We start from the raw sequence: 11,940 nt of genomic DNA, 5'->3' as shown, positions 1-11,940 counted from the left end.
CATGAACATCTGCGTCGTCGCGCTGGGAAAGATCGGTCTGCCGCTCGCCGTGCAGTTCGCCTCGAAGGGGCACCGGGTGATCGGTGCCGACGTCTCCGAGCGGGTCGTGCGGCTGGTCAACGACGGGGCGGTGCCGTTCCCGGGTGAGACCGACCTGGACGTCAAGCTGAAGGAGGCGGTGGCCGCCGGGCTCCTGTCGGCCACCACCGACACCGCCGCCGCGGTCGCCGAGTCGGAGGCGGTCGTCGTGGTCGTCCCGCTCTTCGTGGACGCCGACGGGGTGCCGGACTTCGGCTGGATGGACGACGCCACCCGGGCCATCGCCGCCGGCCTCAAGCCGGGCACGCTGGTCAGCTACGAGACCACGCTGCCCGTCGGCACCACCCGCAACCGCTGGGCGCCCATGCTCGAGGAGGGCTCCGGGCTCACCGCCGGCAAGGACTTCCACCTGGTCTTCAGCCCGGAGCGGGTGCTCACCGGTCGGGTCTTCGCCGACCTGCGCCGCTACCCGAAGCTGGTCGGGGGCATCGACGAGGCGTCGGCCGAGCACGGCGTGCGCTTCTACGAGGCGGTGCTGGACTTCGACGAGCGGGCCGACCTGAACCGCCCGAACGGTGTCTGGGACCTCGGCTCCGCGGAGGCGTCCGAGCTGGCCAAGCTCGCGGAGACCACCTACCGGGACGTCAACATCGGCCTGGCGAACCAGTTCGCCCGGTTCGCCGACACCGTGGGCGTCGACGTGACCAAGGTGATCGAGGCCTGCAACACCCAGCCGTACAGCCACATCCACTCGCCGGGCATCGCGGTCGGCGGGCACTGCATCCCGATCTACCCGCGGATGTACCTGTGGAACGACCCGGCCGCCACCGTCGTGCGCTCGGCCCGCGAGGCCAACGCCGCCATGCCGGAGTACGCCGTCGACCTGCTCGCCGCCGCGTACGGCGACCTGACCGACGTCGGGGTGCTGGTGCTCGGCGCCGCGTACCGGGGTGGCGTCAAGGAGACCGCCTTCTCCGGCGTCTTCCCGACCGTCGAGGCGCTGCGCGCCCGGGGCGCCAAGCCGTACGTCTCCGACCCGATGTACACCAACGAGGAGCTGGTCGCGCACGGCCTGCCGGGCTACGACGGCGAGCCGATCGGGGCGGCCGTGATCCAGGCCGACCACGCCGAGTACCGCACCCTCGCCCCGGCCGACCTGCCGGGCGTGACGGTGCTGGTCGACGGCCGCCGGGTCACCGACCCGGCCCGCTGGACCGGCGTCCGCCGGGTGGTCATCGGCGGCTGACCCGTTCGCCCGCCAGTGGGCCCCGGCCGTCGCGGCCGGGGCCCACTGCGTTTGCGCCGCCCGGCGGACACCGGTGGCGAGGGGTCGTCGGCCGTTCACCCGGGCAATACTTGGGTTACCTGGCCCGTTCAAGGCCGCAGCCGCCCGGTATCGGATCTCATCGACGCCGGTGGGCAGACAGGGAGCGTTCCTTGTTCAGCAGAGTACGGAGCCAGCAGGGCATCGCCACGGTCGGCGCGGTGCTGCTGGCGTACGGGATCATGGTCCTGGCCGGCGTCTTCGGCTGGGTGGTCCCGTTCGCGGTCGCGGGGCTGGTCGCCATCGCCGGTGAGTTCGCCCTCGCCACCCGGTTCGCCGCGACCGGCGAGCTGCTGGAGAAGGGCGGGCTCGGGCTGGTCTGGCGGCAGCTCACCCGGGACCTGTCGGTCGTCCTGCTGGCCGTCAGCGCGGTCCGCCCGAGCGTGGGCGGCACAGTCGTCGTCATGCTGCTGCCCGCCGCGCTCTGGGCCCTCGCGGTCGGCACCGGCGCCCTCGCGGTGCTCGGCGAGCGGCGGGCCAGCACCCCGGCGTACACCCGCAACATCGACCTGGGCGGGTCGGGCCGGGTGCCGGCCCCGCCGGCCTGGGCGCGCCGCATCGAGGGGGACCGGCTGCCGCTGCTCAACCTGCTGCTCGTGCCGGCGGCCGTGGTGGCCGCGCTGACCGACCGGGTGACGCCGGTGGTGGTGACCGGGCTGGTCACCCTCGCCGTGGGCGCGGTGACGGCGGCGGTGCTAGCGCTGAGCTGGCTGCGCGGGCGGGGCCGGACGCCGGGGGTGCTGCCGGCGCTGGATGCCTGGCTGCGCCGGGAGCGGCCCGAGGTGGCGCTCTACTTCGCCGGCCCGGCGAAAGACGTCTACCAGGCCAACATGTGGCTCGCGCCGATCGAGGCGGCCGGGCACCGGGCGGTCGTGCTGCTGCGCGCCGAGGAGGCGTTCCGCGAGCTGGCCGACACCCGGCTGCCGGTGGCCTGCGTACCGGCCGGCGTCGACTTCATGAACCTCGACCTGAGCACCATCCGGTTCGCCCTGTACGCGGCCAACGTCGGCGCCAACATCCACCTGCTCCGCGAGCCGGGCGTGAAGCACGTCTTCGTCGGCCACGGCGACAGCGACAAGCAGGCCAGCGTCAACCCCTACAGTAAGGTGTACGACGAGGTCTGGGTGGCCGGTCCGGCCGGCCGGGAGCGGTACGCCCGCGCCGGGGTGGGCGTGCTGGACCGCGACATCGTGGAGATCGGCCGCCCGCAGCTCGCCGGGGTGCATACCTTCGGCTCGGCGGCCACCGACCGCCCGTTCACCGTGCTCTACGCTCCCACCTGGGAGGGCTGGCTCGACGACGACCCGTACCACACCTCGCTGGTGCTGATGGGGGAGCGGATCGTGACCGGGCTGCTCGCCACCGGCGGGGTCCGGGTGGTCTACAAGCCGCACCCGCTGACCGGCACCCGGTCGAAGCAGGCCCGGGCGGCGCACAAGCGGATCGTCACCCGGATCCGCGCCGCCGGCGGGGACACCGACGCCACCTCGCTGGACGGCACCGCCCACCTGGTGGTCACCGGCCGTACGCCGGCCCTATTCGACTGCTTCAACACCACCGACCTGCTGATCAGCGACGTCTCCAGCGTGGTCTCCGACTTCGTGCAGAGCGAGCGGCCGTACGTGGTGGCCAACCCGGCGGGCCTGCCCGAGGACGAGTTCCGGCGGACGTATCCGACCGCCCGGGCGGCGTACCTGCTCTCCCCGGACTGCGGTGAGCTGGCGAAGGTGATCACCGTCACCCGGGCTGGGGACGACCCGATGACCGAGGCGCGGCGGGAACTGAAGGAGTACCTGCTCGGACCCGCCGGGGTGAACCCGATGGACCGGTTCCGGGCGGAGATCGACCGCCTCTGCGACTGACCGCCGCGCGACGAAAGGGGGCGACGGCCGACGGCCGTCGCCCCCCCGCTGCGTGCGTCAGCCCCGCTGCGGCGGGTTGTCGACGTCCCGGGAGATGACCTCGCCCCGCTCGTCGACCCAGCCCTTCGGCCGCGCCGGGTTGCCGGCGACAGCTGGTACGGCTGGACGTCCTTGGTCACCACCGAACCGGCGGCGATCATCGCGAACTCGCCGACCTCGATCCCGCAGACCAGGGTGGCGTTGGCGCCGATCGAGGCGCCCCGGCGGACCAGCGTCGGGGTGATCTTCCAGTCCGGGTTCTGGGCGCGCGGGCGGAAGTCGTTGGTGAAGACCGCGCACGGGCCCACGAAGACCTCGTCCTCGATGGTCACGCCCTGGTAGACGGAGACGTTGTTCTGGATCTTCACCAGGTCGCCGACCGTGACGCCGGCGTCGACGTACACGTTGCGCCCGATGACGCAGCCGGCGCCGACCTGCGCGGTCGAGCGGATGTGGGCCAGGTGCCAGACCTTGGTGCCGTCGCCGACCTGGGCGCCCTCCTCCACGTCGGCCGTCGGGTGGACGAAGACAGGGGACCGGTCGTTGGTGTCAGTCATCCTTCAACTCGCATCGTCGCAGGGCGCGTCGTCGCGCCGTCGGTGCCGCGTGGTTGCCGCGCCGGTTGACCGTCGCGGCCGCGCGGGCCAGGACCGCCCGGCCGCCCCGGACTCTCGCTGCCGAGGCCGGGGCGCGGGCTCGGCGTAGCATAACGAGGCCGTCAGCCGAGCAGCGCCGCCACCGCGTCGGCGGCGGGTGTGTCCGCCGGCAACGCCTCCGCCGCGAGCACCGCGTCGACCGGCAGCACGCCGTAGAGGTGCGGGAAGAGCGCCCCGCCCCGGGACGGCTCCCAGCGCAGCGCCCCGCCCAGCCGGTCCGGGTCGACGCTGAGCAGCGTGAGCCCGGTGACCCCGCCGAACACCCGGCGAGCGGTCTCCACCACCTGGTCGGGGCCGGAGAGGTGGATGTACCCGTCCTGGTGGTCCATGGCCGTGCCGGTGAAGTGCCCCGCGGCGCGGGCCCGGTCCCACTCGTCGGTCGACAGAATCTTGTAGATCATCATCACCACCGCAGCCTAGGGCGGCGCGCCGGTCGGTTCACCGGTACCGCCCCGAGCGGGCCCGCCCAACCGGCATGCTCGGATGCGACAGGTGCGGAGGGATGCCGATGGCGAGCTACGACGACGACTGGACCGACGGTCAGCGGGCCGTCTACGACGAGTGCCACCAGGCCGGCACCGAGTGGGCCGGCGACCCGGACACCCCCAGCGAGGACGTGCAGCACGTGATCAACCTGGCCGAGGCGGACGACGACACCCTCGGCGCGTCGGAGAGCGACTATCCGCCGCTGGTCGACGCCGTCACCCAGGCCACCGGCGTGGCGGTGACCAGCGTGCCGCTCAGCCACCACGACCCCGGCTTCCGCGGCTTCGTCGACGGGGTCCGGGACGCCACCGCCGACGAGGTCTTCGGCCTTTGACCGGGCCGGTGGGCGTCGGCGGCCCCGCCATCGGGTCGCCGGAGGGCTACGGCGACGACTTCCAGACCAGGCTCAGGTACGTGCCGTACCAGCCGGAGACGAGCACGAGGAACGCGAAGACGGTGAGCACGGTGCTCCGCCGGGCCTTGGCGAGCCCCATGGCGATCGGCAGGAGGAGCGTGAAGGCGGGCACCAGGTAGCGCCCCTTCGCCCAGTAGTAGTTCTCCGTGCCGACGCTGATCAGGAAGAAGGCGATCGAGTAGATCACCAGGGGCAGCGGGTAGCGGTGCAGGACGAGCAGCGCGATCAGCACCACCGCCATGCCCAGCAGCAGGGTGGACATGTAGGGCGCCAGTCGCGACGGCTCGGTCAGCACCTCCATCAAGGTGTTGACCGTCGACACGCCGCCGTCGAAGCCGATCTTCCAGGCCGTCTCCTGCATGTGGAAGTAGCCGTCGGCCCGGCCCAGCCGGTGCCCGATCCAGGCCAGGTAGCCCAGGTAGCCGAGCGGGGAGAGCGCCGCCGCCGCCCACGGCCGCCAGCCGTCCTGCCGGCGGACGATCGCCACCAGCGCGGTCACCCCGACCGCGGCGGCCAGCGTCGTCGCGGTGGGTCGGGCGAGGCCGGCGACCAGGCAGAGCAGGCCGGCGGCCACCCACTGCCGGCGCAGCAGCGCGTAGAGCGTCCACGCGACGAGCGCGGTGAAGATCGTCTCCGTGTACGCCATGTTCTGCACGATGGCGTGCGGGAGCACCGCCCAGAGGCCGACCAGGAGCAGGCCGACCCGGCGGGAGCCGAGGTGGGCGCCGACCGCGTAGATCCCCCAGGCGGCGGCCAGCCCGGCCAGCCAGGAGACGATCAGCGCGGCGACCTGCGTGGAGAACGGGGTCACGGCGGCGACCGCCGCGATGAGCCCCGGGTAGAGCGGGAAGAACGGCAGGTTGGGCAGCGTGCTGCGGGACTCCGGGTGGTGGTTGTTCGCCAGGCCCGCGTCGTACCCGTCGTTGGCGATCTGCACGTACCAGATGCCGTCGAACCGGCTGTGCAGCAGGGACCAGAAGTCCGCACCCGCGCGGTGGGCGAAGAGCGCGAGGATGATCAGCCCGCTGAGCCGCAGCAGGGCGTAGAGCGCCACCGCCTGCGCCGCCGGGAACCGCCGCCAGGACGCCGGTCGGCGCTCGTCGGTCGGCTCGTCCACCCGGCCCTCCCGAGCGGCGGGACCTGGCGCGCCGGTGGGGCGGTCCGGGTCGAGCGCAGTCGGGGCGTCGACGTCGCGGTGAGGCGCGGACTCGTCGTGCGCGGCAGCGGGAGCGGACACAAGGCAAGACCTTAACTCACCGGGTCCGGTGGCATCCGACCCGGCGAGGGACGGGGGCTCCCGCCGCGCGGGCCCGTCTGCCACCATTCGTGGGCAGCACGTCGAGGGGATGGGGGCACGGGTGCGGATCCTCCTGGTCGAGGACGACCGTCGGGTCGCCGCCGCCCTGTCGTCCGCCCTCACCCGGCGCGGCTACGAGGTGGAACACGCGGCCACCGTCGCCGCCGCCCTGTCGGCCGCCCCCTGCGACCTGGTGCTGCTCGACCTGACCCTGCCCGACGGCGACGGCACGGACCTGTGCCGGGAACTGCGCCGGCGCAGCAGCCAGCTCGGCATCATCGCGGTGACCGCCCGGGGCGAGGAACGCGACCGGGTGCTCGGCCTGCGGCTCGGCGCCGACGACTACGTGGTCAAGCCCTTCTCGATGGTGGAGCTGCAGGCCCGGATCGAGGCGGTGCTGCGCCGGGCCGCCCACACCGTGCCGGAGCGGAACCTGATCGAGGCCGGGCCGGTCCGGATCGACGTGGCCGGGCGGACGGTGCGCGTGGCCGGTCGGTCGGTCGCCCTCACCCGCAAGGAGTTCGACATCCTGGTCTCCCTCGCCCGGCAACCCGGGGTGGCCGTGCCCCGGGACCGGATCCTGCTCGACGTCTGGGGCACCACCTGGGCCGACCGGCACACCGTGGAGGTGCACGTGGGCTCGCTGCGCGGCAAGCTCGGCGACCCGACCCTGGTGGAGACGGTCCGCGGGGTCGGCTACCGGCTCCGCGGCGAGTGAGGAGGCCCGGTGCGTCGTCGGCTGGTGATCAGCTACCTGCTGCTGATGGTGCTGGTGCTGCTGGCGCTGGAGACGCCGCTGGCGGCCACCCTGGCCAGCCGCGAGACCGACCGGGTCCGCGCCGACCGGCTCGCCGACGCCACCCGCTTCGCCTCGCTGGCCGGTCCGGCGCTGCGCGGCGGCGTACCCGGCCCGCTCGACGGTGAGCTGGGCGCCTACGACGAGCTGTACGGCATCGGCGCGGCCGTGGTCGATCGGGACGGCCGTACGGTGGTCGCCTCCACCAGTTGGGAGCCCGGCCACGGCACCGCGTCGGCGCTGGACACCGCGCTGGCCGGGCAGCAGTTCAGCGGGCCCGATTCGGTGTGGCCCTGGGCGGACGGGCCGGTGGTGGTGGCGGTCCCGATCAACGACGGCGGCGAGGTGCTGGGCGCGGTGGTGACCGCCACCCCGGTCGACCGGGTGCGGCGTACCGTCACCTCCTGGTGGCTGCTGCTCGCCGGGATCGGCCTGCTCGCGGTGCTGGCCTGCGTGTCCACCGCGTTCGGGCTGGCCGGCTGGGTGCTGCGCCCGGTCACCGAGCTGGACGCGGTGACCCACGAGATCGCCGAGGGCGACCGGGGCGCGCGGGTCCGCCCGCGCCTGGGCCCGCCGGAGCTGCGCCGGCTGGCGGCGAGCTTCAACAACATGGCCGACGCGGTCTCCGACGTGATGGACCGGCAGCGCGCCTTCGTCGCGCACGCCAGCCACCAGCTGCGCAACCCGTTGACCGCGCTGCGGCTGCGGGTGGAGGAGCTGGGGCCGAGCCTCACCGACCCGGACGGCCGCGCCGAGCACCGCCTGGCGCTGGAAGAGACCGACCGGTTGGCCCGGGTGCTCGACGCGCTGCTCACCCTGGCCCGGGCCGAACGGGAGGAGAACCAGCGGATCAGCGTGGACGCCGTGGAGCTGGCCGCCTCCCGGGTGACCGCCTGGCAGCCGCTGGCCCGGCACCGGTCGGTCGCCCTCCGGCTCGTCACGGTCGACGCCCCCGCGTACGCCCGGACCGTCCCCACCGCCATCGACCAGGCGCTCGACGCGTTGATCGACAACGCGGTGAAGTTCAGCGGCGACGGGGGAGAGGTCACCGTCACCGTCCGCCCGGCCGACGGGGGCACCGCGCTGGAGGTGCGGGACACCGGCCCGGGCATGACCGCGAGCCAGCTCGGCCAGGCCACCGAGCGGTTCTGGCGGGCCCCGGACGTGCAGAACGTCGACGGCGCCGGGCTGGGGTTGACCATCGTCGCGGTGCTGGTGGACGCCTCGGACGGCCGGCTCACCATGCGGCCGGGGGAGCCCCGGGGGCTGGTCGCGGAGCTGTGGTTCCCGGCCCCGGACGAGGCCGCGTCGACGCCGACGACGCCGAGTCCGTCGAGCCGGTCGGCTCCGACGCCGGTTAGGGCTTGGTCGCCCGGTACCAGTCGGCGGCGCCGGGATGCAGCGGCAGCGGGGTGGTGACGATCGCCGAGCGGGGGCTCATCCGGCCGGCGGCCGGATGCGCGGCGGCCAGCTCCGCCCGGCGCTCCATCAGCAGCCGGGTCACCTCGCGGACCAGCGCCTCGGGCAGGTCGGCGCGGACGATCAGATAGTTCGGGTTCGCCACCGTGCTGACCGGCGGGGCCCCGTACACCGACCGGGGGACGTCCCGGGTCACGTAGACCTGCCCGTACCCGCGGCGCAGCGGCTCGGTCCACTCGCCCAGGTCGACGATCCGGACGGCGGTGGCCTTGGCCAGCTCCTCCACGCCGCGGACCGGCAGGCCGCCGGAGAAGAAGAAGGCGTCGATCCGGCCGGCGCGCAGCGCGGCGACCGAATCGTCCAGGCTCAGGTGCTCCTGGCGGACCACGTCGCCGCCGAGCCGGGCCACGTCCAGCAGCCGGGTGGCGGTGACCTCGGTGCCGGAGCCCTCCGCGCCCACCGAGACCCGCCGCCCGCGCAGGTCGGCCAGCGTCCGTACCGGCGTCCCGGCGGTGGTGACCAGGTGCAGCAGGTCGTCGTAGACCCGGGCCACGGCGAGCACGCCGGGCTGCTCCGGCGCCGCGGTCGGCAACACGTCGGCCTGGGTGAAGCCCAGTTCGGCCTCGCCGGACCCGACCAGCCGGACGTTCTGCGCGGACGCGGCGGTGACCACCACGCTGGCCCGCACCCCGGGCAGCTCCCGGTTGAGGACCGCCGCCAGCGACTGCCCGAAGGCGTGGTAGACCGCGGTCGGGCTGCCGGTCGCGATCCGGATCCGCACCGGTTCGGCGCGTTCGTCCCGGCAGCGCCGAGCCCGGCCAGCGCGGTCACCAGCATCAGCACCATCAGCGGCGCGGCGGCCCGGCGCGGACGGCGGACAGACCAGCTACGGCTCACGGGCTGCACTGTGCGCCGTGCACGCCGCCGCGCGCAAGCCCGCCCGGTCCGGCGGGTGCCCCGCTGCCGCGCCGGGGACTTTGCCCGACGGTCGCGTCCGCCCGGCGTCCGCAGTCGGCCGGGGTCAGCAGGCGGGGGCGAGGGCGGCGCTGTCCAGGATCCGGTCCCGGTGCGGGCCGTGCGCGACGCTCACCACGAAGCAGCCGGCGCCCGGCCGGAGCAGCGCCGGGACGTCGCAGCAGGGCGGCGCCGCGGACCAGCACCGCCGCCAGCTCCCGGTCGGTCAGCCGGACACCGAGGATGTGCCGGCGGACGTGCCGGCCGCCGGCCAGCAACGCCGAGCGCCAGGCGGCGGCGGCCAGCCGGGGCCGCCACACCCGCCGGGCGGTCGACGCACCGGGCACCGGCCCGCCGAGCAGTTCCCGGCGGCCCTGCCGCCAGCCGGCCTCCAGCAGCGTCGCGTACGCCGACCGCTGCTCCCGCGGCACGGACAGCCGGTGCAGCTCGTACCGGCGGCGCAGGCCGCCCGTGGTCAACTCGTGCTCCACCGGCACGTCGAGCCGAACGAGCAGCTGCCGCATCCGGCGCGCCGCGTCCTCCCGGTTGAACTCGGCGACCCCGCCCCGATACGTCTCGACGGTCGGCCGGCGGCCGTCCGTGGCCGGTGGCGGGGTGCAGCGCACCAGGCAGGCGACCTCGAACGCGTCGGCCAGGGTCAGCCAGTCCAGTGGTGGCGGTGTCGACGGCAGGCGGGGCCGGTCGAGCAGGGTGGTGGGTTCGAGGGCCATCGGACCGCTCCTTGTCGGCGTCGGGGTCCCCTAACCGTGGCCCGGTGGCCGGTGCGGCGAAACGGGTGCGCGCCAGCCTTGAGCAAAACTTGCGGCTATCGGGGTGCGGGCCGATGCTCCGCCCTTTAGGGCCGGGGTGAAGGCCCGCGCAGGAGGGCCGCCATGGCCCGAGCGTGCTCTAACCCGGCCGGTTCTGCTGCTCGATGTATTGACGCAGAACGGTCAGCGGTGCGCCGCCTACGGACCCGGCGAAGTACGAGCCCGACCACAGCCGGTTGACCCGGTAGTAGTGGGGCAGCAGGTCGGGGAATTCCTGCCGCATCCGACGCGAGGACACGCCCTTGAGGCTGTTGACCAGCTTTGACTGCGTACCGCAACTTCTTCGCCTCGCTGTCGGAAGAGCGCAAGGGGCGCAAGGTCGCGCCGCCGCGGTTCCGGTCACGCAAGGACAACCGGCAGGCCATCCGGTTCACCAGGAACTCCCGGTTCGCCGTGCTGGACAACGGCCGGCTGCGCCTGCCGAAGATCGGAGAGGTGCCGGTCCGTTGGTCCCGGACCCTGCCGGCCGAGCCCAGCTCGGTGACGGTGATCAAGGATGCGGTGGGCCGGTACTTCGCCTCGTTCGTCGTCCAGACCACAGATGAGCCGCTGCCGCCGGTCGGGTTCGAGGTGGGTATCGACCTGGGCCTGACCCACTTCGCGGTCCTGTCCAACGGCAAGAGGATCACGGCCCCGAAGTTCCTGCGCCGGGCCGCCCGCAAGCTCAAGCGGTTGCAGCAGGACCTGTCCCGCAAGCAGCGGGGCAGCAACAACCGCGCCAAGGCCGTCGTCAAGGTCGCCCGGGCGCACGCCCGGGTGGCCGACAGCCGGCGGGACTGGCAGCACAAGCTCTCGACACGGATCATCCGCGACAGCCAAGCGGTGTACGTCGAGGACCTGTGCGTCGTCGGTCTCGGCCGGACGCGGCTGGCCAAGTCCGTGCACGACGCGGGCTGGGCCGCCTTCACCGACATGCTGGAGTACAAGGCCGCCCGGTACGGGCGGACTTTCGGTCGAGTCGATCGGTTCTTCCCATCGACCCGAATGTGCTCTGACTGTGGGCGGATCAACGAGAAGCTGCCGCTCAGCGTCCGGTCTGGACCTGCCCGTGCGGGCCGGTCCACGACCGGGACGTCAACGCAGCCATCAACATCCTCGCGGCGGGACGCGCCGAGAGGCTAAACGCCTGTGGAGCGCAGGCAAGACCGGCATCCGTACCGGCACCGCGCCGAGAAGCAGGAATCCGCCCGAACGCCGCGTGTTCCACGCGCAGCGTGGAGGGAACCTCCGCCCTTTAGGGCGGAGAGAACGTCAAAGCTCCGTCACCACGACGTCGAGCTGGCGCGGGCGGCCGGCAGCCACGGGCTGCTCCTCGACCGTGTACTTGAGGTCCCGCAGCGCGCCGACCAGGGCGTCGGCGGTCCGCGGTCGGACCCCGGCGGTGAGCAGGTCCCGGACCAGCCGGCCCTTCGTCGCCTTGTTGAAGTGGCTGACCACAGCGCGGCTGGGCACCCCGTCGACCGTCCGCTCGTGCAGCACCCGGACGGTCACCGTCCGGGCGGCCAGCTCGCCCCGGGGCGTCCAGGTGGCCGCGTACGCCCCGGAACGCAGATCCAGCACCGGCCCCGCCCCGGCGGCCGTCACGATCGCCGGGGCCAGGGCCCGCCGCCAGTACGCCGACAACGCGCCGACCCCGGGCAGCCGCGCCCCGACCGGGCAGCGGTACGGCGGGATCCGGTCGGTCAGCCGGACGGCCCCCCACAGGCCGGAACTGATCAGCACCGACCGGCGGGCGGCCCGCTCCGCCGCGGGCGGCAGCGTGGCCAGGTCGAGCGCCTCGTAGAGCACCCAGGTGTAGATCCGGCCGGCCGGCGCGGTGGCCG

8 protein-coding genes and 5 pseudogenes are annotated in these 11,940 nt (G+C 74.0%); 6 read left to right on the top strand and 7 right to left on the bottom strand.

The genetic code is table 11. The features are described 5' to 3' along the window. Window position 1 precedes the first annotated feature (1 nt). Entirely contained in the window at window positions 2-1,285 is a 1,284-nt protein-coding gene (locus JNW87_RS09175; protein ID WP_238453476.1) for a nucleotide sugar dehydrogenase, read from the top strand. Window positions 1,286-1,476: 191 nt separating this feature from the next. Further along, window positions 1,477-3,225, top strand: coding sequence for a CDP-glycerol glycerophosphotransferase family protein (locus JNW87_RS09170; protein WP_109803199.1), 1,749 nt, complete (start codon window positions 1,477-1,479; stop codon window positions 3,223-3,225). 57 nt (window positions 3,226-3,282) lie between these two features. On the opposite strand, the pseudogene JNW87_RS09165 reads toward JNW87_RS09170, so the two are convergent. Together JNW87_RS09165 and JNW87_RS09160 are read right to left on the bottom strand one after the other, a co-directional pair. Next, a pseudogene (locus tag JNW87_RS09165) lies at window positions 3,283-3,821 on the bottom strand (acyltransferase). 161 nt (window positions 3,822-3,982) lie between these two features. Further along, window positions 3,983-4,324 carry a DUF952 domain-containing protein gene (locus tag JNW87_RS09160; RefSeq protein WP_238453478.1) on the bottom strand — a complete coding sequence of 114 codons (342 nt, stop codon included), beginning with the start codon at window positions 4,322-4,324 and terminating at the stop codon, window positions 3,983-3,985. A 104-nt stretch (window positions 4,325-4,428) separates the two neighbouring features. On the opposite strand from JNW87_RS09160, the gene JNW87_RS09155 reads away from it, so the two are divergent. Next, the gene (locus JNW87_RS09155; RefSeq protein ID WP_109803213.1) at window positions 4,429-4,740 is read left to right on the top strand and encodes a hypothetical protein; all 312 of its coding nucleotides are present in this window, start codon (window positions 4,429-4,431) and stop codon (window positions 4,738-4,740) included. 46 nt (window positions 4,741-4,786) lie between these two features. Here the strand turns inward: JNW87_RS09155 and JNW87_RS09150 are convergent, their stop codons facing one another. Further along, the gene (locus JNW87_RS09150) at window positions 4,787-6,058 is read right to left on the bottom strand and encodes a glycosyltransferase family 39 protein (RefSeq protein WP_236648125.1); all 1,272 of its coding nucleotides are present in this window, start codon (window positions 6,056-6,058) and stop codon (window positions 4,787-4,789) included. 109 nt (window positions 6,059-6,167) lie between these two features. Here JNW87_RS09150 and JNW87_RS09145 point away from each other — a divergent pair, with 109 nt between their 5' ends. Together JNW87_RS09145 and JNW87_RS09140 are read left to right on the top strand one after the other, a co-directional pair. Then, entirely contained in the window at window positions 6,168-6,836 is a 669-nt protein-coding gene (locus tag JNW87_RS09145) for a response regulator transcription factor (protein WP_201749764.1), read from the top strand. Between the two features lie 9 nt (window positions 6,837-6,845). Beyond that, on the top strand, window positions 6,846-8,333 hold the full coding sequence (locus JNW87_RS09140; RefSeq protein WP_238453475.1) for a HAMP domain-containing sensor histidine kinase: 1,488 nt from the start codon (window positions 6,846-6,848) through the stop codon (window positions 8,331-8,333). Here JNW87_RS09140 and JNW87_RS09135 read toward each other — a convergent pair. From JNW87_RS09135 to JNW87_RS09125, 3 pseudogenes are all read right to left on the bottom strand, one after another. After that, window positions 8,272-9,179, bottom strand: a pseudogene (locus tag JNW87_RS09135) (TAXI family TRAP transporter solute-binding subunit). The gene JNW87_RS09140 and the pseudogene JNW87_RS09135 sit on opposite strands and share 62 nt — an antisense overlap. Before the next feature lie 175 nt (window positions 9,180-9,354). Beyond that, window positions 9,355-10,018: pseudogene (locus JNW87_RS09130) on the bottom strand (hypothetical protein). Between the two features lie 178 nt (window positions 10,019-10,196). Then, window positions 10,197-10,382, bottom strand: a pseudogene (locus JNW87_RS09125) (transposase); the annotation flags it as partial. Between JNW87_RS09125 and JNW87_RS09120 the strand changes: the two are divergent. Then, window positions 10,379-11,355, top strand: a pseudogene (locus JNW87_RS09120) (RNA-guided endonuclease InsQ/TnpB family protein). The pseudogenes JNW87_RS09125 and JNW87_RS09120 sit on opposite strands and share 4 nt — an antisense overlap. Window positions 11,356-11,368: 13 nt before the next feature. Here JNW87_RS09120 and JNW87_RS09115 read toward each other — a convergent pair. Then, the coding region (locus tag JNW87_RS09115) for a YaaA family protein (RefSeq protein WP_238453473.1) at window positions 11,369-11,940 on the bottom strand (572 nt) is incomplete at its 5' end.

Source organism: Micromonospora sp. ATA51, assembly GCF_016802855.1.
GTDB lineage: Bacteria > Actinomycetota > Actinomycetes > Mycobacteriales > Micromonosporaceae > Micromonospora > Micromonospora sicca.
The sequence above is the reverse complement of the archived record's forward strand: the minus strand, read 5'-3'. Positions and strand labels throughout refer to the sequence as shown.